The sequence below is a fragment of the Marinifaba aquimaris genome (assembly GCF_013328345.1).
In the GTDB taxonomy this organism is placed as follows: domain Bacteria; phylum Pseudomonadota; class Gammaproteobacteria; order Enterobacterales; family Alteromonadaceae; genus Marinifaba; species Marinifaba aquimaris.
The window spans coordinates 23,285-49,277 of sequence record NZ_JABULX010000004.1; the positions used below are offsets into that span (position 1 = coordinate 23,285).

25 protein-coding genes are annotated in these 25,993 nt (G+C 40.0%); 12 read left to right on the forward strand and 13 right to left on the reverse strand.

Features of this window, described 5'->3' with window-relative positions; all coding sequences use genetic code 11:
- The first annotated feature begins 39 nt into the window (after positions 1-39).
- A complete protein-coding gene (locus HR060_RS03725) occupies positions 40-309 on the forward strand; it encodes a hypothetical protein (RefSeq protein ID WP_174198935.1) in 270 nt (89 codons plus the stop codon).
- Between the two features lie 9 nt (positions 310-318).
- On the opposite strand, the gene HR060_RS03730 is transcribed toward HR060_RS03725, so the two are convergent.
- Genes HR060_RS03730 through HR060_RS03750 form a run of 5 tightly spaced genes read right to left on the reverse strand, consistent with a single transcriptional unit; the run spans position 319 to position 3,842 of the window.
- Entirely contained in the window at positions 319-738 is a 420-nt protein-coding gene (locus HR060_RS03730) for a DUF2069 domain-containing protein (RefSeq protein WP_174198936.1), read from the reverse strand.
- A gap of 18 nt (positions 739-756) precedes the next feature.
- Positions 757-1,338: an NAD(P)H:quinone oxidoreductase gene (wrbA, locus tag HR060_RS03735; protein WP_174198937.1), complete on the reverse strand. Its 582-nt coding sequence runs from the start codon at positions 1,336-1,338 to the stop codon at positions 757-759.
- The gene (arsC, locus tag HR060_RS03740; RefSeq protein ID WP_174198938.1) at positions 1,338-1,685 is read right to left on the reverse strand and encodes an arsenate reductase (glutaredoxin); all 348 of its coding nucleotides are present in this window, start codon (positions 1,683-1,685) and stop codon (positions 1,338-1,340) included. The genes wrbA and arsC overlap by 1 nt, the downstream gene beginning before the upstream one ends.
- Before the next feature lie 2 nt (positions 1,686-1,687).
- A complete protein-coding gene (locus tag HR060_RS03745) occupies positions 1,688-3,139 on the reverse strand; it encodes a M48 family metalloprotease (protein WP_174198939.1) in 1,452 nt (483 codons plus the stop codon).
- A gap of 40 nt (positions 3,140-3,179) precedes the next feature.
- On the reverse strand, positions 3,180-3,842 hold the full coding sequence (locus HR060_RS03750) for a hypothetical protein (RefSeq protein WP_174198940.1): 663 nt from the start codon (positions 3,840-3,842) through the stop codon (positions 3,180-3,182).
- Between the two features lie 87 nt (positions 3,843-3,929).
- Here HR060_RS03750 and HR060_RS19845 point away from each other — a divergent pair, with 87 nt between their 5' ends.
- Both HR060_RS19845 and HR060_RS03760 read left to right on the forward strand, forming a co-directional pair.
- Positions 3,930-4,157, forward strand: a complete 228-nt coding sequence (locus HR060_RS19845; protein ID WP_174198941.1) for a sulfurtransferase TusA family protein — start codon at positions 3,930-3,932, stop codon at positions 4,155-4,157.
- On the forward strand, positions 4,158-5,222 hold the full coding sequence (locus HR060_RS03760; protein WP_174198942.1) for an AI-2E family transporter: 1,065 nt from the start codon (positions 4,158-4,160) through the stop codon (positions 5,220-5,222).
- Between the two features lie 46 nt (positions 5,223-5,268).
- On the opposite strand, the gene bcp is transcribed toward HR060_RS03760, so the two are convergent.
- Positions 5,269-5,742, reverse strand: a complete 474-nt coding sequence (gene bcp, locus HR060_RS03765; protein ID WP_174198943.1) for a thioredoxin-dependent thiol peroxidase — start codon at positions 5,740-5,742, stop codon at positions 5,269-5,271.
- An 8-nt stretch (positions 5,743-5,750) separates the two neighbouring features.
- Complete coding sequence (locus tag HR060_RS03770) at positions 5,751-6,272, reverse strand: glycine cleavage system transcriptional repressor (protein ID WP_174198944.1); 522 nt, start codon at positions 6,270-6,272, stop codon at positions 5,751-5,753.
- A gap of 145 nt (positions 6,273-6,417) precedes the next feature.
- Between HR060_RS03770 and dapA the strand changes: the two genes are divergently transcribed.
- Positions 6,418-7,296 (forward strand): 4-hydroxy-tetrahydrodipicolinate synthase, encoded by an 879-nt coding sequence (gene dapA / locus HR060_RS03775; RefSeq protein WP_174198945.1) that lies wholly within the window; start codon positions 6,418-6,420, stop codon positions 7,294-7,296.
- 12 nt (positions 7,297-7,308) lie between these two features.
- Positions 7,309-8,391 (forward strand): outer membrane protein assembly factor BamC, encoded by a 1,083-nt coding sequence (gene bamC, locus HR060_RS03780; protein WP_174198946.1) that lies wholly within the window; start codon positions 7,309-7,311, stop codon positions 8,389-8,391.
- Positions 8,392-8,465: 74 nt separating this feature from the next.
- Here the strand turns inward: bamC and HR060_RS03785 are convergent, their stop codons facing one another.
- Positions 8,466-9,800 carry a dicarboxylate/amino acid:cation symporter gene (locus HR060_RS03785; RefSeq protein WP_174198947.1) on the reverse strand — a complete coding sequence of 445 codons (1,335 nt, stop codon included), beginning with the start codon at positions 9,798-9,800 and terminating at the stop codon, positions 8,466-8,468.
- A gap of 149 nt (positions 9,801-9,949) precedes the next feature.
- Here HR060_RS03785 and HR060_RS03790 point away from each other — a divergent pair, with 149 nt between their 5' ends.
- Positions 9,950-12,883 (forward strand): Ig-like domain-containing protein, encoded by a 2,934-nt coding sequence (locus tag HR060_RS03790; RefSeq protein ID WP_174198948.1) that lies wholly within the window; start codon positions 9,950-9,952, stop codon positions 12,881-12,883.
- Between the two features lie 78 nt (positions 12,884-12,961).
- On the opposite strand, the gene astB is transcribed toward HR060_RS03790, so the two are convergent.
- Positions 12,962-14,293: an N-succinylarginine dihydrolase gene (astB, locus tag HR060_RS03795; protein ID WP_174198949.1), complete on the reverse strand. Its 1,332-nt coding sequence runs from the start codon at positions 14,291-14,293 to the stop codon at positions 12,962-12,964.
- A gap of 222 nt (positions 14,294-14,515) precedes the next feature.
- On the opposite strand from astB, the gene topA reads away from it, so the two are divergent.
- Both topA and HR060_RS03805 read left to right on the forward strand, forming a co-directional pair.
- Positions 14,516-17,176 (forward strand): type I DNA topoisomerase, encoded by a 2,661-nt coding sequence (topA, locus tag HR060_RS03800; protein WP_174198950.1) that lies wholly within the window; start codon positions 14,516-14,518, stop codon positions 17,174-17,176.
- A 53-nt stretch (positions 17,177-17,229) separates the two neighbouring features.
- The gene (locus tag HR060_RS03805) at positions 17,230-18,138 is read left to right on the forward strand and encodes a hydrogen peroxide-inducible genes activator (RefSeq protein ID WP_174198951.1); all 909 of its coding nucleotides are present in this window, start codon (positions 17,230-17,232) and stop codon (positions 18,136-18,138) included.
- Between the two features lie 6 nt (positions 18,139-18,144).
- Here HR060_RS03805 and HR060_RS03810 read toward each other — a convergent pair whose 3' ends face one another.
- Complete coding sequence (locus HR060_RS03810; protein WP_174198952.1) at positions 18,145-19,017, reverse strand: HDOD domain-containing protein; 873 nt, start codon at positions 19,015-19,017, stop codon at positions 18,145-18,147.
- 169 nt (positions 19,018-19,186) lie between these two features.
- Between HR060_RS03810 and HR060_RS03815 the strand changes: the two genes are divergently transcribed.
- Positions 19,187-20,125 (forward strand): LysR family transcriptional regulator, encoded by a 939-nt coding sequence (locus HR060_RS03815; RefSeq protein ID WP_174198953.1) that lies wholly within the window; start codon positions 19,187-19,189, stop codon positions 20,123-20,125.
- 76 nt (positions 20,126-20,201) lie between these two features.
- On the opposite strand, the gene HR060_RS03820 is transcribed toward HR060_RS03815, so the two are convergent.
- The 3 genes from HR060_RS03820 to lolB all read right to left on the reverse strand — a co-directional run bounded on the left by HR060_RS03820 (position 20,202) and on the right by lolB (position 22,645).
- The gene (locus tag HR060_RS03820; RefSeq protein WP_174198954.1) at positions 20,202-21,149 is read right to left on the reverse strand and encodes a ribose-phosphate diphosphokinase; all 948 of its coding nucleotides are present in this window, start codon (positions 21,147-21,149) and stop codon (positions 20,202-20,204) included.
- Between the two features lie 78 nt (positions 21,150-21,227).
- Entirely contained in the window at positions 21,228-22,076 is an 849-nt protein-coding gene (gene ispE / locus HR060_RS03825; protein ID WP_174199108.1) for a 4-(cytidine 5'-diphospho)-2-C-methyl-D-erythritol kinase, read from the reverse strand.
- On the reverse strand, positions 22,076-22,645 hold the full coding sequence (lolB, locus tag HR060_RS03830; protein WP_174198955.1) for a lipoprotein insertase outer membrane protein LolB: 570 nt from the start codon (positions 22,643-22,645) through the stop codon (positions 22,076-22,078). The genes ispE and lolB overlap by 1 nt, the downstream gene beginning before the upstream one ends.
- 125 nt (positions 22,646-22,770) lie before the next feature.
- Here lolB and hemA point away from each other — a divergent pair, with 125 nt between their 5' ends.
- Genes hemA through prmC form a run of 3 tightly spaced genes read left to right on the forward strand, consistent with a single transcriptional unit; the run spans position 22,771 to position 25,974 of the window.
- The gene (gene hemA, locus HR060_RS03835) at positions 22,771-24,027 is read left to right on the forward strand and encodes a glutamyl-tRNA reductase (protein WP_174198956.1); all 1,257 of its coding nucleotides are present in this window, start codon (positions 22,771-22,773) and stop codon (positions 24,025-24,027) included.
- Positions 24,028-24,034: 7 nt separating this feature from the next.
- The gene (gene prfA, locus HR060_RS03840) at positions 24,035-25,123 is read left to right on the forward strand and encodes a peptide chain release factor 1 (protein WP_174198957.1); all 1,089 of its coding nucleotides are present in this window, start codon (positions 24,035-24,037) and stop codon (positions 25,121-25,123) included.
- The gene (prmC, locus tag HR060_RS03845) at positions 25,123-25,974 is read left to right on the forward strand and encodes a peptide chain release factor N(5)-glutamine methyltransferase (RefSeq protein WP_217434861.1); all 852 of its coding nucleotides are present in this window, start codon (positions 25,123-25,125) and stop codon (positions 25,972-25,974) included. The genes prfA and prmC overlap by 1 nt, the downstream gene beginning before the upstream one ends.
- Positions 25,975-25,993: the final 19 nt, after the last annotated feature.

The following is a 25,993-nucleotide window of genomic DNA, read 5'->3' on the forward strand; positions in this document are numbered from 1 at the left end:
ATATAAATAACCCAGCCAAATAAGGTGTAATTTAAGTTGATGAAAAGATTAGTATTCGTTTTGACTGCCTTTTTGTCTATTGGTTGTAGTCAGTCAATTGACGTTGATAAAAAAGTAACGGCCACGTTCCCAGAGAAAAATACTGGGCAAACTACAGAAACTTCAAAGACAGATGATACCGCAAATTCAGAATCACGGAAAAACAGTGAAGAAGGTATCAAGTCTTGCCAATTTAAATTTAATCGATACTCGAGCCGTTCGGCGCTAGAACAGATGAATTGTCAAAGCCGCTTAAGTCGAGCATCTTAAGCGGTTCTTTTACTTCTTATTTAATTTTTTTAACCCTAACCCCATGTATTGACCTTGCCAACGGGCATAATAACAAGCACCGTAGAAGAACAGGCTAGCCAAAACTAATTCAATAATAGCTAAATATCGCTCATCAGGCTCGGCATAAATCATGGTTAAGCTATGTAAAAAGTAAAACATAGTTAAAAAATTAACCCAAGCATAGGTATAAGGTTTTCCTTGTATTAAACCTTTCATAGGGAAAAATAAAGGTAACCACCAAAGTGTTAGTAAAAAGGCGCTAGATATAGCCTCATGAGGTGCTAAGACTAGATGCCACATTGGCACTAATATAAAAAGTCCCCAGTAGCCGGTTAGGGCAATTCTTTTTGCTTGCTGAATTTTGATTAATTGCTTATCGACGTCAAAGTCTTTTTTTTGCTCGGTCATGATCTTTTCTAAATGTTACTAAGCTAAGCGTATAGATAAACTTGCGATACGTTTCCCAAGCGCTCGAGCTAAAGCTATTTCATCTGAACTTAACGATTGCCCTTTAAAGTCAACATGGCTCGCGCCATAAGGGCTACCGCCAGTGGTAGTATCGTGCAGTTCAGCTTCTGTATAAGGTAGTCCAGAGATGATCATACCATGATGCAGCAAAGGCAGCATCATCGTTAGTAAAGTTGTTTCTTGTCCGCCGTGTAAAGATGAAGATGATGTAAAAACAGCCGCGGGTTTATTGACCAAAGCGCCTTTTAGCCATATATCACTCCAACTATCTATAAAGTATTTTAGCGGTGCAGCCATGTTGCCAAATCGTGTTGGACTGCCCAAAATTAACCCATCACAATCAGTTATGTCTTGTTTAGATGCGTATAAATCTCCAGTATTGGGTATGGCGGCACTAATGGCCTCAACTTCGGTTGACACTTTAGGCACCGTTCTGACGATAGCTTCCGCGCCTGCTAATTCAACGCCGGAAGCGATATGTTCAGCTAGCGCCTTTGTTGACCCATTAGTTGAGTAATAAAGGACAAGGACTTTTGCCATTACAAAATCTCAAGTACTTGCTCTGGAGGTCTTCCTAGTGCTGCTTTTTCACCGTTTACGACGATAGGGCGTTCAATTAATTTAGGGAAATTAATCATAGCTGAAATTAACTTATCTTCGTCTTGTTCGAGCTTTAAATTATTGTCTTTGTAATCAGCCTCTTTAGTACGCATCAATTCGCGTGCAGAATTGAAACCAAGTTTTACGAGTAAAGCTTTTAACTCGTCACTTGAAGGTACATCTTTAAGGTATTGTATGATTACAGGAGTAATGCCTTTTTCTTCAAGTAATGCCAAGGTTTGACGGCTCTTAGAGCAACGTGGATTGTGATAAATTTCAACTGTCATGATTATAAGCTCTTTATCATTGCTTCTTCTTCTCGAAGCTGTTTGATTCTTGCAGAAATACGCTTTTTATCTGCAAGGTGGTTTTTTGGTGTTTTGTTATGTGCTGTATGCAGTTCATCAATCGCTTGAGGGAAAGCCAATTTTTGGGCATATACTTCAGCTTTTGTTTGATGGTAATGGCTAGACATTTCGGCGCCTTTATAAGCATCTGTTAGTAAAAGCCATGCTAAGTGGTTTCCTTTATCATAAAGGGTAAAATCTTTTAGCATATCAATCGCACGTTTATAATCTTTTTGCATGATTAACATGTTGGCGTGATTTAAAACGATGACCTGATTATTAGGTTGTTTTGCCGCCATATCCAAAAGCATTTTATCGGCTTTATCAAACGCTTTTAAGCCAATGTAAGTATCAGTTAGCGCATCAATGAAATAGAGGTTATCGCTATCCAAGGATCTCAATTGCGATAATATCTCTTCAGCCTGACGATACTTTTTATTTTCTAAATAAGCTAAAGCTAAGCCGTAATTTAAATAAACCGTTTCATAGTCACTGGCATGCTTTAATCGCTCGGTCAATTTTTCAATATGATAGTCAGCATCTTGGCGATACCTAACTGCTAAACGAATTTTCACTAATTGAAAATCTAAGCTTTCTGGGTACATTCTATGAGGCAGGGTATCGACGCGACTTTTAATGTCAGCCATACGAGATTCTGGCAAAGGGTGAGAATAAAGCATGGGAGGTAATTTCGAGCTATAACGCGTTTTTTCAGCCATTCGGCCAAAAAACGTTTCAGCACCTTTGGGATCAAAACCTGCTGCGGTCAAAGTATCAAGGCCGATGCGATCGGCTTCTTTTTCGTTATGTCTGGTGTAGTTTAGTTGTAACTGTTGCTGTCCTGCGACAGTTGACATAAGGGCTGCACTACCTACTGTTGGGTTAACAATCGTGGCAACGATTGCACCTATCATTGCAGCAGTACTAAGCGGTGTTACTTGCTGCATTTTTTCTGTGCGCCTGGCTATATGCCTTTGTGTCACGTGTGCAATTTCGTGCGCAACAACAGAAGCTAATTCACTTTCAGTTTGCGCCTCAAACATCGTTTGATTATGAATAACTACAGTACCGCCAAATGTTGCAAAAGCATTGATACTGTTGGCATTGATGACACTGAAATCAAAATTAAATTTAACGTTATCTGATTTAGCAAGGAGTCGATTGCCCAAATCATTTATATATTCATCTACAATAGGGTCTTGAATAATAGGCGCTGAACCTTGCAATTGTCTTCGAATGACATTGCCCATTAGCCTTTCTTTTTCTAGGCTAAGAACACTAGCAGCAGCTGTGCCAATTTCTGGTAAATCATTTTTTGCTGATATTGAGCTTGCCGCAGCCACAGATACAGTTAAGCCGAACACTAGGCTGATTGCTTTTATTAGGGTTTTCAAAAAATGGTCCGATTTAAAAATTAATAACTGAAAAAAATATCTAGTCTTGGCTAGGTGTTTGTAAGCCGTTGATAACTAGGCCTTGCAGGTCGTCATCATCGAGCCTTTTCTGTTGCTCTTGATAATACTGACGAATGCTGACCCCATCAACTTTAACTATGTCGACTTGTGTTTTGAGATAACCTATTAGGTCTTCTACCAGCTCAATTGTGTACTCTATGAGCGCTATATCACCTTTGTCGCCTTGAGTGCAGGTAAACGTAATAAACTTATGGAGCTGATTCACGCGACATAATAGTTTCATTGTCATCGGGTCCCAAACGTTAAACTCCACTAATCGATGGTTTTTAATAAATTGGTCGATTTCTTTATCTTTAGCATAAGGAAAGCAATGTATTTCAAAACCGCGATCCGTAAAAAGTTGATATAAGGCAATACGTGGCTTTTTATTAGTATGGACATTGTTATCTCCATCGATGTAGCCGTCGAGTAGATCCAAGTTCCAGTTGTGTTTGTCTAAAATGCGTTTTAATGCATTATCAAACCCCATGGAATTGAGGTTTTCAACTTCGCTAACAGAGGATGCAATGAGGTGATAAAAAGCTGGCATCTCCCCCCAATTTAACTGCTTTTTATAGCGGTTAATATCCTTTAATTTAGGATTTTCAGGTAATATTGGGCGATTGATAGAGCTCGATGACATCTTGATCCTCTAAGTGAAATTCTAGATACTGGACAACTAAAACAAATAATAGTTCCAACTCGGTTGAACTCACTAAAGTAAATCAACATGCAACACTTTCTGGATGCGACATCATTAAAATGTCCTATGCCTTTATTGAAGCTTAAGTTATTGCTCAAAAAGTGCGAGCTGTGCGACACAATTGAATTGCTGGTTGCCGATAACGCTTCTGTTAAGGATATTCCAGCGTGGGCTGAAAAGAAAGGCTATCTTGTGCAATGCAACAAAATTAATAATCACGTTGTTTCAATTATGATCAAGTTTAAGGAATGTTAGGTGTTTGAAATTATAAAAAGTTGGTATCAAAACCGATTTTCTGACCCTGATGCGGTGACATTAGCTTTAATTATATTACTGTCTTTTGCCATTGCTTTTTTTGTCGGCGATATACTTGCGCCCGTTTTTGTTGCCATTGTTATTGCTTATTTGCTGGAATGGCCAGTAAGTAAACTTTGCCAATTGGGCTGTCGTCGAACATTTGCTGTAGTTGGGGTACTGATTCTCTTTTTATGGCTAACCATCATGATGTTTGTGGGCCTAGTTCCGCTAATATGGCAACAAGCCAGCCATTTAATAAATGAATCGCCACAAATACTTGCGCAGGCACAAGACGCGCTTTTAACTATTCCTGAAGAATATCCAACCCTCGTTAGTGCAGAGCAGGTGACTCATGTTATAGAAGGCGTGAGTGACAAGATAATAAGTGCCAGCCAAAGTTTAATTACTGCATCATTTGAATCATTAGTTACTTTGATGGCGTTGTTAATTTATTTGGTGTTAGTTCCGTTAATGGTCTTTTTTATGCTCAAAGATAAATCTGAACTGGTTGCGGGTATTGTGAGGTTTTTACCTAATCAAAGAAAGTTAGCAGTCAAGGTTTGGCATGAAATGAACGGTCAGATTGGCAACTATATACAAGGTAAAGTTATTGAGATCCTCATCGTGGGTATTGCCAGTGTAATTGTCTTTTTATTACTTGATTTAAGGTATGCCGTATTACTTGGTGTTGCCGTTGGTCTTTCTGTTTTAATTCCGTATATTGGTGCTGCAGTGGTGACGATCCCCGTTGCTGTTGTCGCGCTTTTTCAATTTGGTATATCCGCTGAGTTTTGGTATGTGATGATCGCTTACGGCATTATTCAAGCTATAGATGGTAATGTGATCGTACCTTTACTGTTTTCGCAAGCGGTGAATCTCCACCCTGTTGTTATTATCATTGCCGTTTTATTTTTCGGTGGGCTTTGGGGCTTTTGGGGCATATTTTTTGCGATACCTCTAGCCACATTAATCAAAGCTATTTTAAATGCTTGGCCAAATATGGATACCGAACAAGAGGCATAAAAAAAAGCGGCATAGCCGCTTTTTTTATTTGTTTTAAACGAGTGAGTTAGCTGTTTTCAGAAAGATGCTTTAATACAACTTCGTGATGATCTTTTGTTTTGAACTTATCAAAAACATGACTGATTTTACCGTCCAGACCGACTAAAAAACTGATTCGATGTATGCCATCGTACTCTTTACCCATAAACTTTTTCAAACCCCAAACCCCAAAAGCGTCGGCAACAGCGTGGTCTTCATCAGAAAGTAAATCAAAGTTTAGCTCTTGCTTGTTGATGAAGTTCGTTAATCGTTTTACCGGATCTGGGCTAATACCAAAAACAACAGTATTGTGATCGGCAAGTTCTTGTTTAGAATCTCGCAAGCCACATGCCTGTACAGTACATCCTGGCGTTGAAGCTTTCGGGTAAAAGTAAACTAGTACTTGTTTGTTTCCTACAAAGTCAGCTAAGTTAATAGTTTCATCATTTTGATTTTTTAGGGAGAAAAGAGGGGCGATATCACCTGCTTTTAACGTGTTCATATTATTCCTTAAAGCGCTAATTCGTAATTTATATTGTGGGCTTGCATCAACTCATCAAGTGCACTCGAAAAAGACTGGGCATCAAAATCTTCTGGTTTGAAGAAGCTCAATTCAGCTTGCCCTTTGCTTTCGCCACTTTCTTCGGTTGAACCTTCACATCTAAGATTGGCTAAGCTCAGGCCCTGTTCAGAGAAAAAATCTGTGATGATCGCAAGCGAACCCGTTTTGTCTTCGGTGTGACATTTAACGTAGCCAGCGTGCTTTTCGATCTCCTGTTTTCTGTGATTGCTTGTGCGTTTTACAACACTCATCAGCTCTAATTGAGTTGACAGTTGAATGAATGCGCTTTCAAAGCGACTGATTCGCATTGCACTGCCTTCAACTAACATTACATACGTAAATTCTTGGCCCATAATAGCCATGCGGCTGTATAGAATATTTAATTCATTACCAGCAGCTAGTTGAGTGATCTGATTTACCATACCACGGCGATTGGTGCCGATGGATGTAACTACAAGTTGTTGACCCATAAAACCAAGATATTTGTTGAAAAATGAACGATTCGACAAGTGTATCACAAATAATTAATATTTTACGCCTTTGTTATGACCACAATTCTTGTCTTTATTGAGCTTGACCATTAGTATAATGCGCTTGATTTTAGGGGAGCCATAAATGATCCGAGGAAGTATTGTTGCATTGGTCACGCCAATGACAACTTCGGGCAGTGTAGACTATCCGACACTAGAGAAATTAGTCGAATTCCATGTTGCTGCTGGTACACATGGTATTGTTGCGGTTGGTACGACAGGTGAATCAGCCACTTTACCTGTTGATGAGCATATAAAAGTTATTGAAACTGTCGTTAGAAGTGCGCAGGGCAAAGTCAAAGTGATTGCCGGTAATGGTGCGAACTCAACTGCAGAAGCGGTTGAATTGACTCAGAAAATTGCACCATTGGGTGTTGATGCATTTTTGAACGTCACGCCTTATTACAACAAACCATCACAAAAAGGGTTAATTGCTCATTACAAAGCAATTGCAGAAAGCTCTGAAGTACCACAGATTCTATATAACGTGCCTGGCCGTACTGCTGTTGACATGTTACCTGAGACTGTTGCAACGTTGGCGAGCCATCCAAATATTATTGGGATAAAAGAAGCAACAGGTGACTTAAAGCGTTTAAAAGCGATCCAAGCGCTTGTTGATGATGAGTTTTTATTGTACAGCGGTGATGATGAGACAGGGCTTGAGTTTTTGAAGCTTGGTGGACACGGTGTTATCTCAGTAACAAACAACGTTGTACCTGCACAAATGGCGCGTATTTGTAACTTAGCTGAAGCCGGTCAGTTTGAAGAGGCTGAAAAAATTAATGCATCTTTAACGGCACTTCATCAGGCTATGTTTGTCGAATCTAATCCTGTACCTGTAAAGTGGGCATTATACAGAATGGGAATTTTACCTGAATGTGTATATCGCTTACCACTTGTAGAACCAGAAAATGAAGCTCAAGTTCAAATTGAACAAGCACTAAAAGAATTAGAATTAATATAGTGGAGTAAACACTTGAAGCATTCTCAAATAGCAATTGCCGTAGCCACTGGGCTTTTATTAAGCGCATGCAGCTCTGCACCAAGAAAAGCAGAAGATGGTTTTAAACACAAAGAGGCAACAAGTGTCAAAACTATCGTTGTTGCAGATGGGCAAACTCTGCCAAATCATAATGACGTTTATGATATACCTGCACAAACGCTTGAAGGTAAACTTGCGGAAAATGTTTCTGTTTTACCACCTCGATTATTACTACCCATCTCACCGGGCACGAGTGTTGATGAGAAAAACCCAAAAACGGTAATTTGGTTTGAACAAACTGAAGATATTGCTGATTTAGAAGCGACTATCTGGAAAGCTATCGAATCCTACTTTGCCGAGCACAATGTCGAATTTGTAAAATTAGACAAAGAAAGTGGTTATGTTGAGACGAGCTGGGTTCCGCATGATTTAGTCACTGGCTGGTGGCTTTGGGAGTCATCGACGACAGTCGAGAGTCGCCGCTTTTCTTTTCAACTTGATATGAAACCTCATGGCCGAACAGGTTCTCTGTCTGTTAGCTTTTTAGAGCGCCGTGCAGAAGGTTTAAATAGTTTAGATGCACTCGATTTAGACGAAGAAGTTGGTTTAGGCACAGATATGCTAAACAGCGTAGTGGGTCACTATGATTACAAATTACGTTTGGCAGCAGAGCAGCGTCGTGTTGAATATTCTCAAGGTGTACAACTTTCGCAAATCATCACGAGTAATGACATTCACCAGTTTGCTGTTGATGCTAAGTTTGCTCACAGTTGGTTGAGAGTCCTTGATGCGCTTACAGAACTGAACGTACTCATTACCGACTTGAACAAGATTGAAGGTCGTATTTATATGCGTATTAATGAGCCGGATACTGGTCTTTGGGCAAGCTTGTTTGGTGATGATGATGCAGCCGATCTTGAAATTGAACCGGGTGATTACGTTGTTGAAGTGATTCGGGATTCTGAAACGAATACATTTATTCAAGTCAACAATGCTAACTTAGAGCCTGTTAGCAAAGCGCTAATGGATAAAATCTTTACACCTGTTGCTGAATTAATGGCTGAAGATATCGATTAGTCATAATACTTCATATTGCGAAGACATAAAAAAACCAGTCATTGACTGGTTTTTTTATGTCTTGAAGTGCTTATTTAGCCTTTTTGAGGAAAATGCACTTCTTCATCTTTTAGTCCTGCATGCATGTCATTAAATACTGTTTCATCAAGCTCGCCTTCAGATTTTGCAACAACACAGGTCACCATACAATCACCACTGACGTTCAACGCGGTTCTAAGCATATCGAGTAATCTGTCAACACCAATAATAAGTGCGATCCCCTCTACCGGTAGATTAACTTGAGTCAGTACCATTGCGAGCATGATCAGTCCAACTCCTGGAACACCTGCCGTTCCAATAGATGCAAGTGTCGCAGTAAAGACAACCATTAGGTAGTCATTAAGCGTTAGATCAACGGCAAAAAACTGAGCGATAAAAACCGTTGCTACACCCTGCATGATAGCGGTTCCATCCATGTTTATGGTACTGCCAAGCGGTATGGTAAATGAAGCTGTTGAATTTCTTGCGCCTAATTTATGCGTTGCTGTCTCTAGTGATACTGGGATCGTGGCACTACTGCTTGCTGTACCGAAGGCAAACATGGCAGCTTCTCGCATCTTGGTAAAAAAGATAACAGGGCTCAGTCCTGTTAGAAATTTTAAAAAGAGGCTGTAAGTAATAAAACCGTGAAGTAACAATGCAACAACAACGAGCATGAAATATTTCAGTAATGCGCCAATTGCATTCATATCGATATAAGTAAACAACTTGGCCATTAAACAGAACACACCGTACGGTGCTAAGTTCATTAAGATAGTCACTATGCGCATAATGACATTATTCAAATCTTCGAACTGGGCCGCAATACGTTTTCCTTTAGGACCAATTAAAGCGGTTGCGATCCCGAATAAAACGGCGAAGACAATAATTTGAAGCATATTGCCTTTTGCCATCGCTTCGATTGGGTTAGTCGGGAACATATCAATGAAAATTTGCACCAATGAAGGGGCTTCTTTGGCGTTGAAGTTACCACTGCTGACCTGTTCAATCCCTTCACCTGGCTTGAAGATTAGTGCAAGTGTTAACGCTAGCGTGATAGCAAGCGCAGTAGTTAAAATATAAAGACCTACACTTTTACCACCCAATCTTCCTAGCTTCTTTGGGTCTGTTAGCGAACAGGTACCACATACTATGGATACAAATACTAATGGCACGACCAACATTTTAAGTGAGTTGATAAAGATTTGACCGCCTGCATGTAAAATTCCATCAACAAAAAAGCCTTTTATCGAAATATCAATAATGCCTAGAGGAATTAAAAAGTCTTCTGTTTCAGATACAAATTGTCTGAAAATTAAGCCTAAACCGATACCAGCAAGCATGCCGAGAAAAATTCGAACGGTTAGGTTAGAGGTGTCAAATTTGAACATAAATTACCTAAAGTCGCACCGCACTTTGGCGGCAGTTACAAAAAAGAGTTAATTATAGATTGATTTTCATATCTTAAAGAATAAAGTATAGGGTTTAATAATAATAAATATAGATATATAACAAGTCTAAAATAAATATGGAGTTAACTATGCCAAAAATGCGCCTTACGTGGTTGGCATCATTCCTTTCACTGACGTTAGTTGCCTGTGGTGGCGGTGGCGGTATTGAAGGTTCGAGCAGTGGCTTAACAGGTGGTGGTTCTAATTCAGGAACTGAAACGAGTACAGATACTCAATCAACATACGCTTTAACTGCCAACCTGACTGATGCTGAAGGTAATGTCATTACTCAAGTATCTTCAACTGAACCTGGTATTTTTAACGTTACGCTAACGCAATCAGGCACACCTGTGGCTGGTCAGTTAATTTCTGTTTCATCAGACTTGGGTGTATTACAAGTTGGAAATGGCAAAATTTTAACTAAATCAGATGGTACAGCCAAAGTCACTGTCCGAGCAGGGACACAAGCTGGTGCTGGTTCTTTTACTGCCACTTACAATGATACCAATACAACAATTAACTTTGAGTCTTTGGGTGATGATCTAGATGATGTCGCCGGTAGCTCAAATTACACGCTCTCACTACAATTATTAGAAGTAGACGGTGTTACTAGCCTTTACAACGTATCTGATGATGTACCTGGTACTTTAGTCGCTACATTATTAGATGACAATAACCAACCTGTTCCTTACCGAGTGATAGAGTTTAGCTCTAGCTTAGGTGTTATTTTCCCTGCAACAGGTACCGCATTAACAAACGAAGATGGTCAAGCAATTGTTCAGCTTGAAGCGGGTGACACTAAAGGTGCAACACAAGCTTTTGCCAACTTTGGTGATGTACAAGCTAATGTCCACTATGCAACCGAAGGTGATGATTTTGGCGGCGAAGAGCCGGTTGATATCAATACTAGGCTATATGATTGTAATGATGCTAATGCTGACTCGAGTAACTTACTAACTTGTACTCGTACGAATAATGTCACGCTAACTCGACCAGGCACATTAGAAGTTATCGTCTCTCGTGAAGGTTCAAATGGTCAAGACCCAATTGAAAATATTCTCGTCACGGCATCAACTGATAACGGTAACATCACACCGAGCAACGGCCGTGTTTTAACGAATGAACAAGGTCGAGCGCTAATTTCTGTATTTGCAGGCCAAGATGATGGCGCAGGTGTTATCTCATTAGGTGCAAATGGCACCGATGTTACGCAAACATTCCAAATTGGTGCGGCTAATATTGGCTTGAGTATTCTTACTGGTTTAGCGCCAAATGAGCGTTTAGCCGTAGGCTCTACTGCATTAATCACAGTTGCCATTATTGATGAGTCAACTGGTCAGCCATATTCAACACCAGTAACTATTAACTTTACATCTGCTTGTGCTTCAGGAACTAACCCAACCGCGACAATAGACACACAAGCGACTACTTTTAACGGTATTGCCACTGCTACTTATGCTGCTAACGGTTGTGAGATTGACAACATTACTGCGACTGCGATTGCAGGGACAACATTAACAGCTTCTGTCGAAATTCAAATGGAAGATGTCCCTACTACATCGATTCAATATGAAGGAATTAGTATAAATGGAGACAATGAAGCTCGAATTATTTCTTTCCCAAGTTCAGGTCAAGCAGAAGTAGCTGAAGTCAGCTTTAGGGTACTTGATGCAAATTCAAACCCTGCTAATAGTGCGGAGATATGTTTTGAATTATCAACGGATGTTGGTGGTATTGAGATTTTCCCAAACACATTAGAAGATGGCCCTGTAACCACTACCAACGACGGTATGGTAAAAGCGATTGTTAAATCGGGTCACGTAGCAACACCTGTTCGAGTTGTTGCAAGCTTAGCGAAACCAAATGGCAGTTGTGTTGATAGTACAGAATCTTCACTGAGAGTGCGCGCTGTATCTGATCAGTTAACAGTATCTTCTGGTATCCCTGATCAAAATAGCTTTACAACAGCAACTGAGTTTTTTGCAGTAGAAGCCTGGGGTATAGCAGGTGTTGAAAATCCAGTTACCGTATATTTATCTGATCGTTACAACAACCCGGTACCTGATGGTACTGCAGTTAGTTTTGTTACATCATCCGGACAAATTGAACCAAGCTGTATAACAGAAAATGGTGCTTGTTCGCTCAATTGGAGAAGTGCATCACCTGTTTATGCCAGTGGTTTAGCAAACGGTTTTTGTGATTTTAACCGAAACTTAATCATTGATGCTGGAGAGAGACAGGTAGGTACTACTATTTGCGTAAATAATGGTGAATTATTTGACATGATAGACCCTGCTTATGGTAAATCAGCACACACAAGTATATTGGCCTACGCTGTCGGTGAAGAAACTTTTATCGATGCAAATGGCAATGGTTATTTTGATGAAGGTGAAGCCTTTGGTGATCGTGATGAATTATTCATTGATTACAATATGGATGGTTTTTTCTGTGGCAGAAAAGCCGATGGTAGCCCTTCTGAAGGTGCCGAATCAGATGCCGTATGTCAAAGCCCTGGTGGTCAGTTTGAGTATTCACTCGATTACAACCAAAATGGCACTTTTGATAAGGCAGATGGCTTATTCAATGGCATAACGTGTTCTGAACGTAATGAGCTACTTGGTATATGTAGTAGGTCGCTTAAACACATTGGTGGTACTATATCTCGACCAATATCATCAGGTACGCCAGCCAATCCAGTCATAGTGAATAGTAATACTGGCCAGATAATCACGTCTGTTAATTTAGTAACAACGCCTTCTGTTGTTCTCGATATTTTCATTGTTGATGAAAACCATAATCCAATGCCTGATAAAACGAGAATATCTGTCTCTAGCAGTAATGGTTTATTGGAAGGTGCCACAGAGCAAGAATACTCTTACGGTGACCCATTCTCGATTCTACTTACTGAAGAAAAAGCGGGAGAGGGTAACGAAAAATTTAGCGGTCAGCTCAGCATTAAAATCACTACGGAAGCGGGTACAGAAACCAACATTGGTATGTTAACTATTACGGATGACAGGTAATTTTGTATCAAATTAGCTAAACTAAAAAAGGCCATCATTTGATGGCCTTTTTTATATCTAGTGTGAAGTGATTATTTGCTAAAACTCTTCATTTATCTCAAAAAATTCAGCAAGTGCTTGATTGGCTTTTTGTATTTGCTGATACGTATCAACGTTTGCCAATGATGCTAAATCGAGAGTTTCTGGATAATGTTGCTCAACAATCACTTTAAGTGCATCTATTTTTGCTTCATCTAATACAAAGTTGGGGTTAACCGCAGCAAGTTCGGCTTCGTTTAAGCAAACGCGTAGCCTTAAACAAGCTGGTCCACCACCGTTTCGCATACTTTGCTTAACATCTTGATATACAACTTTGGCTATAGGGTTATCCAAATTAACAAGTTCGGTTAAATAGTCATGTACCGCAAGTGTTTGTTGGCATTCTGTTGGCGCGATTAAAGCCATTTCGTTATCGTTTAAAGCGATTAGTTGGGTATTAAACAAATACGATTTTACAGCATCCGATACGGAAACTTGCTCTCTTGGCACTTCAACAAAATAAAGTGGTTTGTCACTTATTTTTGCCCACTTTTCATTTAACTCCGTTTGCACGGCTTTTGTATCTTCAAATGCATCTTGATGATAAAAAAGTACGTTTAAATTACCGACAGCAATCACATCGTTATGAAACACCCCTGCATCAATGACATCTGGGTTTTGTTTGATATATACCGTTTGTTCAGCCGTTAATTGGTGTGCTCGTGCAATCGCCTGACAAGCCTCAAGAGTTTGTCTAGCTGGGAATTTTTTAGGTGCATTTTCTGGCTCTTTTATCGACTGGCCATATACAAACAGACTCAAACCAGCTTTACCATACTCAGGTGTAAGTCGAGTATGGTTTGCGGCACCTTCATCAGCAAAATGCTGATGAGCGGGTAGTGGGTCATGATGGTGGAAAAAATGCGTATTATTGAAAATATGCTTTAAGTTTCGCTGTGTCTGCACCGCTTCAATAGAACGATGAAATTGGCTGACTAAATTAGCAGGAGTAAAGTTTACTTTGTTATCCTGGGTATCTGGGCTTGCAGAAACCGTCGCTGCATTAGCAACCCACATATTGGATGCAGAATACGCTGAAGCAAGTAACGCGGGCTCATGCTCGTACGCTGCTTTTAACATTTGCTCGATATCACCATTAAAACCAAGTTGCTGCAATGTTGTTAAATTAGGTCGGGCTAAAGGCGGTAAAACACCTTGCTTAAGACCTAATTTAATCAAGGTACGCATTTTTTCTAACCCCTGTAAAGCAGCGGCTTTTGGTGTCGATGTTAAGTTAGCATTGTTTTTTGAGGCTAGATTACCTAGCGATAAACCTGCATAATTATGGCTTGGCCCAACTAGGCCATCAAAGTTGATTTCGTAGTATTTCATAGTGAAGACTTATAAAAATAATTAAAAAAAGCTTTTAATAGTGAAAAAAAACACTATATTTAGCTTGATTATATCCCCTCTAAGCCTTATTGCTATTGGGTTAAAACGCGAACTTTACAAAAATCCCTTGCGACTGAGCAAAATTGCAGATATACCTAATAAGTATCAAAGTAAGACACTTTTTATTGCATTATTAGTCAAAAAAGAATTTTCAAATAATTTATGACCAAATCGTTAGTTATCGTCGAGTCGCCTGCAAAAGCGAAAACGATCAATAAATATTTAGGCAATGACTACATTGTTAAATCAAGTGTAGGTCATGTGCGTGATCTTCCAACATCTGGCCGTGCAAATAAGGCAAAAGCTGGTTCTACAGCTGCTGAAACAAAGGGCATGACACCAGAGCAAAAGGCTGAATATAAAAAGAAAAAAGAAAAGAAAGCTTTATTCAATCGAATGGGTATTAACCCAGAAAAAGACTGGGCGGCAGATTATGAAGTACTACCAGGCAAGGAAAAGGTAGTTGCTGAATTACAAAAACTCGCTAAAGATGCTGACACTATCTATCTCGCAACCGATTTGGATAGAGAAGGGGAAGCCATTGCTTGGCACCTAAAAGAGCTGATTGGTGGCGAAGAAGATCAATACCGTCGTGTGGTTTTTAATGAAATTACAAAGTCAGCTATCCAAAATGCTTTCTCTGAACCTGAAGAATTAAATATTGATCGCGTTAATGCACAGCAAGCTCGTCGCTTTTTAGACCGAGTTGTTGGTTTTATGGTTTCACCTCTTCTGTGGAAAAAAGTCGCTCGTGGCTTATCAGCAGGTCGTGTTCAATCTGTTGCTGTTCGCTTGGTGGTTGAGAAAGAACGTGCCATTAAAGCTTTCATTCCAGAAGAATTTTGGGAAGTAACCGCGGATACGCAAACACAAGCTGCCCAAGCGTTAAACCTTTTTGTAAACAAGTTTAATGGCGAAAACTTTAGGCCTAATAGCGAAGCTGAAACAAACAAGGCGTTAGATTCACTTAACGCTAACCCATTTGTGGTTGCCAAGCGCGAAGATAGACCTACATCTAGCAAACCTTCCGCTCCTTTTATCACATCAACGATGCAGCAAGCGGCAAGTACTCGCCTTGGGTTTGGTGTTAAAAAGACCATGATGTTAGCTCAGCGTTTATACGAAGGCGGTTACATCACTTATATGCGTACAGACTCAACGAACCTGAGCTCTGAAGCGCTAGCGTCTTGTAGAACTTACATCGAGTCAGAATTAGGTAAAAACTACCTACCAGAAAAAGTCAACTTATACGGCAGTAAAGAGGGCGCACAAGAAGCGCACGAAGCAATACGCCCTTCTGATGTCAATGTATTGTCTGGCCACTTAGCGAATATGGATGCCGATGCTAAGCGTTTGTATGAACTGATTTGGCGTCAATTTGTTGCATGTCAGATGGTACCGGCTAAATACGACAGTTCGACTATTACTGTTGATTCAGGTGATTACCAATTAAAAGCTAAAGGCCGAGTACTCGTTTTTGATGGTTGGACGAGAATTCAACCGCCTGTATCTAAAAAAGGTAATGAAGATCAGTTATTACCTGATGTGAAGGCAGGTGAAGTATTAACCTTAGAGAAATTAAACCCTAAGCAGAACTTTACGAAGCCACCAGCAAGATTCAGTGAAGCGGCGCTTGTTAAAGAGTTAGAAAAACAAGGTATTGGTCGTCCATCTACATACGCCTCTATTATTTCAACAATTCAAGACCGCGGTTATGTTCGGTTAGAAAATAAACGCTTTTATGCTGAAAAAATGGGTGAGATTGTTACGGATCGTTTATCTGAAAATTTTGAAGATCTGATGCGTTATGACTTCACTGCTAAGATGGAGCAGCGTCTAGATGACATCGCTGAAGGCGATCGTTCATGGAAAGATGTACTAAACAAATTCTATAAGCATTTTACCGATACGCTAACTAATGCAGAGCTTCCACCTGAAGAGGGTGGTATGCGAACCAACCAAGCTATTGCGACGGATATTGAATGTGAAAAGTGTGGTCGTCATATGACGGTGCGCACTGCATCGACAGGTGTATTCTTAGGTTGTAGTGGCTATCAATTGCCGCCAAAAGAGCGCTGTACGCATACAATGAACTTAACGCCAGGTGAAGAAGCGGTTGCTGCAGATGCTGATGAAAGCGCAGAAACAAATGCTTTAATGGCTAAAGAGCGTTGTGATTTATGTGGTACCGCTATGGACAGCTATCTTATAGATGAAACACGTAAACTACACGTTTGTGGTAATTCACCAATTTGTGAAGGCATCAAAGTAGAGAAGGGTAGCTTTAAAATTAAAGGTTACGATGGCCCTGTCCTTGACTGTGATAAGTGTGGTGCAGAAATGCAGCTTAAAAATGGTCGATTTGGCAAGTACTTTGGGTGTACAAACGAAGAATGTAAAAATACACGTAAGCTGCTTAAAAGTGGCGAGCCTGCTCCACCTAAAGAAGATCCAGTCCACATTCCAGAGTTGGAATGTGAAAAGTCTGAAGCTTATTTCGTATTAAGAGATGGTGCGGCGGGTATATTTTTAGCAGCGCATACGTTCCCTAAATCAAGAGAAACGCGCGCTCCTAAAGTGTCTGAACTTAAACGTTTTAGGGATCGAATTTCGAGTAAATTCTATTATCTTGCAGACGGACCTGAAAAAGATCCTGAAGGCAATCCTGCAATTGTTAGATTTAGCCGAAAAACTAAATCTCAGTACTTGATGTCAGAGACCCCAGAAGGTAAAGCATCAGGCTGGAGTGCATTTTTCCGTGAAGGAGAATGGCAAGAAGAGCAGAAAAAGAAACGCGCTCCTGCTAAGAAAAAAGCATCATAAATAAAAGGCGAGTTTAACTCGCCTTTTTTGATCAAAAATAACTCACCAAAATAATGAAAAAATTACCTAGTATCAGAAATCTACAATATCTTATTCGATTGTATGAATATCAGAATTTCAACAAGGCAGCTAAAGCCTGCTTTGTCAGTCAGTCGACACTTAGCACTGGTATTCAAAATTTAGAAGAGCAACTTGATAAACAATTGATTGAAAGAGACAACAAATCTTTTATTTTTACTGCCTTTGGTGAGCAAGTCGTTAATCAAGCTAAAGATATAGTTCAAAGAGTGGCTGAATTAGCCGATAGGAACCTCGCAGGCCAAGAAATGGTGGGCCAATTGAGAGTTGGTTGTATTCCAACTATTGCGCCTTTTATCATTAAATATTTGTACCAAGATATTCAAAAAATTTATCCAGATTTTGAGCCTGAACTTAAAGAAGATACTACGGATAACTTACTAAAATTATTAGATGCCGGTGAGCTAGATTGTTTGATTTTAGCGCTACCGGTTGAGATTGGGAATTTTAAAACGCGTTTGATAGGGAAAGATAAATTTTGGCTGGTTGCACATCAACAATTTTTAGACCTAAACCTAGCTAAAAACTCACAGAGCTTCAAAAGCTTTGAACAATTGCCAAATCAAAGTATTTATCTGTTAGAAAAAGAACATTGTATGACACAACATGCCATTTCTGCATGCCAACTCGTTAACAGTGAAAAAATAAACCCGTTAGCTGCAACGAGTTTACAAACTTTAGTTCAATTGGCAAATTGTCAATTAGGAGCGACCTTTATCCCTCAAATAGCCATTGATACAGGGTTATTAAAAGGGACTGAATTAGTGGCGATTGAACCGACAAAACTTGCGTTTAGAGAGATTGGTTTAGTATGGCGTGGCACCACACAGCGCAGTGCCACTTTTGTTAAATTTGCCGATACGATGGCAAGCTTATTTGATTAGTTATATTTAAGACTTGTGGTAAAGCGTATCAATACCATAACCGAATAATACCTCGCCCAAATCATCTAACTGATATTCTTCAATTTCTAGGATATCTAGGATAATTTGCTTGTTCTTCTCCCATTCATGATCGATTTCTGATTGGCCTAAAATTTTAGATAAGCTTGTCATGTGTTCAGCTAATTTGAGTACACAAAATAACTGTTTTTCATCAAATGAGCCTGTAGTTAATATGACTGATGACGAATGGTGATAAGCAATAACATTGCTTAATAGCGCTGATAACCCCCAATTTTGAGAAATTAAAAAACCTAACACTTCATGAGATGATTCAAAGCTGGCTTCCTCAAATTCGCCTATGCTCGAAGTGTTTTGCCGGTAAGATTGCTCGACAACTTGCGGGTAGTCATCATTTTGCATGTAGATTAATGCCATGCCTGCATTGTGAAACATGCCTAATGTGAAAGCATCATCTGACTCTTCAATATCAAAGTAACTTGCTAAAGCTGAACATGTGTTAGCAATGAGTTCAGAGCTTGACCAAAGGCTTGTTAAAAAGTCATCTTCAGGTGATTGTGAAAGTGTATACCTTAATAAAATACTTCGAACTAACTTGACGACCTTATCTATGCCGAGAAAATTACAAGCGTGCTCAACACTGCTGACCTTACTGGATAAGCCAAAAACAGCTGAGTTGACAACTTTTAATGTAAAACCAGCAACACCTACGTCTTGGTTAATTAGATTACTGATATTGTGAATATTAGGCTCTGCGCTTTCTAGTTCTGCTTGTAGCGCAATTAATAGTTTTGGACGAGGTGGGATTGTAAATCCATCTAATGCTTTATCAACATCCGCCATATTCAATGGTCTGGCCATAAATACTCCTTAGAATTCTTGCAGTTATAAGTGTAAGCCATTTTGGTTTATTTGCTCACTATAGAGAGGGATAATTAACGTAAGATGAATATTTAGTTTTCCTATAGGGGCTGATGATTTCATAAATTTCATTTATACTGTTTTAACTGCTTAATTAGGGACAGACAGTTTGAATATTGCCAATATAGACCTGAATTTATTGATCTATTTAGATGTTTTGCTACGAGAGCAAAACGTAACGCGTGCAGCTAGCCAGCTCAACATTACTCAACCTGCTATGAGTAATGGGTTAAAACGTTTGCGCAATTTATTAAATGATCCCATTCTTGTTCGCACCAGTGACGGTATGTCTCCAACAGAAAAAGCTCGTAAGCTCCAACCCGTAGTGCGCAAAGTACTGTTAGAGCTAGAGCAGGCTTTACAACCCTCTGAGCAGTTTGTCGCACAAGAGAGCGATAGGGTGTATCGCATCATGGCAAGCGATTACGCTGCATCCACTTTGTTACCTCCTTTATTATCTCGCTTGCAAGTTGAAGCCCCACACGTATCTTTGGATATCATGACGCCGAGTGATGTGACCTTCCATGATGTAGAAGCGGGTAAAATTGATATGGCAATCAATCGTTTTGAAGATTTGCCTATTTCGTTTCATCAAAAACAAGTTTGGATGGATGATTTTGTGTGTTTAACGCATAAAGATCACCCAGCAGCGGATGATCTCACTTTAGAAAACTATCTTGCTTCACAGCATATCTGGGTGAGTAAAACAGGCTTCGGTGTCGGTGTTGGGATGGACACCAAGGATGTTCAAAAGCTAGGTTGGGTAGATGAAGCATTGGCTGCTATCGGTAAACAGAGGAAGATATGTGTATTTACACGTAATTATCATGTTGCAATTCAGCTCGCCTTAGAGAAAAAACTATTGGTTACTGTGCCTAAACGCGCCTGCCATAGCTATCTTAACGATGGTAATTTAGTGATCCGTAAGCCGCCATTCGAGTTACCTCAGCTCGAGCTTAAAATGATCTGGAGCCCTTTACTGCATCATGATGCCAGCCATATCTGGCTTAGACGCCTGATAAATGAGGTCGCGTTGCAAGCTAAATAATACAAGCTAAAGCAAGACATAAAAAAACCGCTTTAACAGCGGTTTTTTTATATTTAATGTTCTAGCTAGACTCTATTTAGTCTTCAAACATTGCCGAGATTGACTCTTCGTTGCTTACACGACGCATTGCTTCAGCAAGCATAGTGCTTAACGTTAATTGCTCAACTTTCTTCAACTTTGCCATTTCTTTTGATAATGGAATCGAGTCAGTCACGATTAACTTATCAATTTGTGAATCTTTAATGTTTTCTACTGCGTTACCAGAGAATACAGGGTGAGTTGCATAAGCGTAAACTTGTTTTGCACCACGCTCTTTAAGCGCTGCAGCTGCTTTTGATAACGTGCCGCCTGTATCAATCATGTCATCGACGATAATGCAATCACGGCCTTCGATTTCACCAATGATATGCATTACTTGAGCAACATTCGCACGAGGGCGTCTTTTGTCAATGATTGCTAAATCACAGTCATCAAATTGCTTAGCGATAGCACGAGCTCTTACAACGCCACCAATATCTGGAGAAACCACTACAGGATTTTCGAAGTTTTGTTCACGCATATGCTCAAGTAAAATAGGGCTACCAAATACGTTATCAACTGGAACGTCGAAGAAACCTTGGATTTGTTCAGCGTGTAAATCAACCATCAATACGCGGTCTACACCGACATTCGAAATGAAGTCAGCTACTACTTTTGCTGTGATAGGTACACGAGCTGAACGGACACGACGGTCTTGACGTGCGTAACCAAAATAAGGGATAACCGCAGTGATACGACCAGCAGATGCGCGACGCAATGCATCGATCATTACAATCAATTCCATTAAGTTGTCATTTGTTGGTGCACAAGTTGACTGAATGATAAACACATCAGAACCACGTACGTTTTCGTTGATTTGTACGCTGATCTCACCATCGCTAAAGCGACCTACGTCGCAAGAACCTAGTTGTGTGTATAGGCGATTTGCTATTTTTTTAGCAAGCTCTGGCGTTGCGTTACCAGCAAAGATTTTCATGTCAGGCACGGCTAAAACCTCAGGGATGTATAATGTCGGGTCAAATACTCGTTCAAGTTTAGTTGCACTTAAACAAATAATAAAAAACTAGTTAAATTGTTTCGCTATGTATTGATGGCAGCTGGATGTATTCATGGCTTTTACAGAAAAGCAATCGACATATTCGGGCTTGTGATTGAGGCAGTTTTCCAACTCCGTAACACTTTGGAAAACAGCAAAACAACATGCACCTGTGCCTGTCATACGAGACGGCGCGTATTCTACCAACCAGCTTAAGGTTTTTGCAACAAAGTTATAACGTTTAGCGGCAATTGGTTGGCAAACATTTGTTGTATTTTCAAAATGATAGTCATTTAGCGCAATTTTTTCGCAATTGCGCTTCAAATCGGGATCAGTAAAAATGGCTGCTGTTGAAATATGAGTTTCTTTTGGCATCGCTAAAAGTAGATGGGGTTGTGTTAGCTCTGCTTTCAATAAGTTTTCACCAACACCTTCAGCAAAAGCACTGAAGCCGTATACAAAAATAGGTACATCAGCACCAAGTGATAAACCAATTTCGGCTAGGTGTGGTAAGGAAAAGTTTAATTTCCACAATTTATTGAGCATTAAAAGACATGTTGCTGCATTAGAAGAGCCACCGCCTAAACCTGCGCCTGTTGGTATATTTTTTTCAACATTGATGTTGATACCACATTTATTTTCACTGATATGTTGTAATGCTAACGCTGCTTGGTATATCAGGTTTTGCTCAGCGCTGACACCCGCTAAGTCGCCTGTTAATGCAATCTTATCGTCATTTCTTAACTCAAAAGTCAGATAATCATTCAAATCAACAAACTGAAAAAGCGTTTGTAACTCATGATAACCGTCTTGGCGGCGATTAGTAATATGAAGAAACCAGTTAATTTTAGCTGGTGAAGGACAACGGTACTGCATTAATTCAACGTCCAATCGTTAATTGCCATATTAATTTTTAATTTGTATTGCTTGAGGGTTAAGCGGTGCGGTAATTGTAATTTATGTACAGTGCGATATTTATCATAATCTACCATCCATTCCTCTTCAGAGCTGACTCTAGCCAAAACACGTTTAGGAAGCTCTGTGTCTGGGTGTTTTGCCATAACGACACCGCGAACATTACCCGTTACCCATTTAGATAGGCGTCTCAATGGGATTTTCCAGCCTGTAACTTCCTGTAAAAGGAGTTCTGGTTCATTGGACTGATAAGTTTTACCATCTGCCTCTATGGTTATCGATTGATAATTGCCTTTGATGCTAGCTACTTCTACACCCAAAAATGTCGTAAAACGAATATCGTATTCATCTTTGGTTTGCTGCCAATAAAAATTAATCGAATCTTTATCTTTAGGCGTTAAGATTGCAATCTTTCCTTTCAGCTCAAAATCTTGAATTTGGCCTATATGTGTTAACTGTTCTGCAGTAAGCGGTTCTTGTGTGGTTTGACAGCCACTAAGTAACAACATAAAAGCCAAGAAAGCGAACATGCCCAATTGTTTAAATAAATGGTTACGAGTATTTGACGATATCGCTTTCTTTCTGTGTAACCTTCTCGTAAAATTAGCCGCTTTTATATCTTTAGCGTCCCTTATTATTTTTATTAAGCGAAACAATGGCCTTATTCTCCTTTGGTGTTAGTCACAAAACAGCTCCGGTTAGTATACGGGAGAAAGTTGTATTTTCCAGTGACTTACTCGATGAAGCAGTGGAGAGTATAAGGGCTAGGTGCGATATCGACGAAGTTGTTGTAGTTTCTACCTGTAACCGCACTGAGGTTTATCTATTTGGCTCGTCATTTGGCTCTAGTCACGCACTGGATTGGTTAGCCGATTTTTTCTCTCTCAATGCAGCTGAATTAAAACCTGTTATTTACTTTAAACAAGAAGCAGATGCGGTCGAGCATATTATGTCGGTTGCTTGTGGCTTAGATTCGCTTGTTTTAGGTGAACCGCAGATTTTAGGACAGTTAAAACAAGCTTTCTCGCAAGCTAAAACACGCGGTCATGCGTTGACAATGATGGAGCGGTTATTTCAGCATGTATTCACCGTAGCTAAAGATGTTCGAACACACACAGAAATAGGCTCATCTGCTGTATCCGTGGCCTTTGCTGCTGTTAATTTAGCGAAACACATATTTGCAGATCTAAAGCAGTCTAATGTTCTTCTTGTTGGAGCAGGGGAGACGATTGAACTTGTCGCTCGTCACCTAACCGAAGCCGGTTGTGAGAATTTAACTGTCGCTAATCGCACTTTAGTTAGAGCTCAAGAGTTAGCCAGTGAGTTTGGTGCTAATACAGCAACTTTAAATGAGATCCCGAAGTTACTTGCTCAAACAGATGTGGTTGTTTCTTCAACTGCTAGTACCTTACCTATAATAGGAAAAGGCATGGTAGAACAAGCCTTAAAGCAGCGCCTCAACCAACCTATGCTGATGGTTGATATTGCTGTACCTAGGGATATTGAAGAGCAAGTAAATGAAGTCGATAATGTTTACTTGTATACCGTCGACGATTTAATGGGCATCGTTGAGAAAAACCAGAAACAAAGAGAGCAAGCGGCTAAACAAGCGCTTGTTTACATTGAAAGAGAACAAGCAAGATATTTTGCTTGGCTCGAATCATTAAAATCGGTCGACTATGTCCGAAGTTATCGTCAAACCTGTGAGCAAGTGAAAGATGAAAGCTTGCAAAGAGCGCTAAAGCAGATTGAGCAAGGCATTGAGGCAGAGCAAGTTTTATTAGAACTGGCAAACCGATTAACCAACAAGTTAATGCATGCTCCGACAAAAATGATTCGCGAGGCGGCAACCGCTGATGATGCTGAAACGATTAATTTAATAGCCGACCAATTCGGCTTGGTAAAAAAGTAAGTACCTTATGAAAGATTCAATTTTACGTAAATTAGAAATCCTAGTTGAACGCTATGAAGAAGTTCAAGCTTTGCTAGGCGATCCTGATGTGATTGGCGATCAAGATAAATTCAGAAGCTTATCGAAAGAGTTTTCACAATTAGAGTCTGTGGTTAAAGCATTCCAGTCTTATCAGCAGGCAGAAGAAGATTTAGCTTCTGCGCATGAAATGTTGGAAGAAGACGATGCCGAAATGCGAGAAATGGCACAAGAAGAAATCAAAGCAGCAAAAGCTGACATTGAGCGTCTTCAAGATGAGCTTCAAATCTTGTTATTACCACGTGATCCTAATGATGACTACAACTGCTATGTTGAAATTCGTGCTGGTGCTGGTGGTGACGAAGCGGCAATCTTTGCTGGTGACTTGTACCGTATGTACTCACGTTTTGCTGAAACTCAGGGATGGCGTGTAGAACTAATGAATAGCAATGAAGGTGAACACGGCGGTTATAAAGAGGTGGTTGCTTTAGTTTCTGGCGATAGCGTTTACGGTCGAATGAAATTTGAGTCAGGTGGGCACCGTGTACAACGTGTACCTGAAACTGAATCGCAGGGTCGTATTCATACATCTGCTTGTACAGTTGCTATTTTACCTGAAGTTCCGGAATCAGAAGCAATTGAAATTAATCCCGCTGACTTACGTATTGATACTTTCCGTGCATCAGGTGCTGGTGGTCAGCACGTAAACAAAACTGACTCTGCTATTCGTATTACTCACTTACCGACAGGCGTTGTGGTTGAATGTCAGGATGAGCGTTCCCAACACAAGAACAAAGCCAGAGCTTTATCTGTATTACAAGCACGTTTACAAGCGGCTGAAGATGAAAAGCGTCAAGCAGAAGAAGATTCTACACGTCGCTTATTGGTGGGTAGTGGTGATCGTTCAGAGCGTATCCGTACTTACAATTACCCACAAGGTCGTGTGACTGACCATCGAATTAACTTAACGTTATACAAGTTAAGTGATGTCGTTGAAGGTGATTTAAATGCATTGCTTGATCCTATTGTTCAAGAGCACCAAGCTGATCAGCTAGCGGCACTTGCCGATAACGATTAATGAAAATGAGATATGATGAAGCAGTTAATTGGGCAAGTCATCAATTTACTGCTTCAGATACAGCCAAGCTAGACGCAGAGCTTTTATTGCTCGACTGTATTGCACAGGATAATCGGAGCTACCTATTTACTTGGCCCGATAAACGTCTTACCGACGCTCAGCTTACTCAGTTTCAAGGTTTTGTAAAAAGAAGAGTAAGTGGTGAGCCTATTGCCTATATTTTAGGGTATCGTGAGTTTTGGTCACTTAAATTAGCTGTTTCTTCAGATACTCTGATCCCTAGACCTGATACTGAAACCCTAGTAGATAAAGCGCTTGAGTTAATTGCTCAAACCCCTTTTGAGAAAAAGACACTGCTTGATTTAGGTACGGGTACCGGTGCTATTGCATTAGCCCTTAAATCTGAATTACCTAACTGGCAAATTTTTGCAACTGATTTTAATCAAGGCGCTGTCGCATTAGCGAAAAGCAATTCACGTGCACTTGAACTTGGCATAGATGTCAGACATGGCTCTTGGTTTGAACCTTTCCAACCATCTCAGTCTTCTTTTGATTTGATTGTCTCAAATCCTCCTTATATTGAGCTTAATGATCCTCATCTCAATCAGGGAGATGTTAAGTTTGAACCCGATTCAGCGTTATCTAGTGGTGTCGATGGGCTAGATGATATACGTTTGATTATTGAACAGGCTAAATTATACTTGGCACCAGGTGGGTACTTGCTACTAGAACATGGTTATGACCAAGCGGTTTCAGTTCAAACTATCTTTGCTCAATTTGGCTACAGTCACATTGCCAGTTGCCAAGATTTGTCAGGAAATGACAGAATTACCTTCGCAAAACTTTTATAAATCGCCACCAACCTGCTAA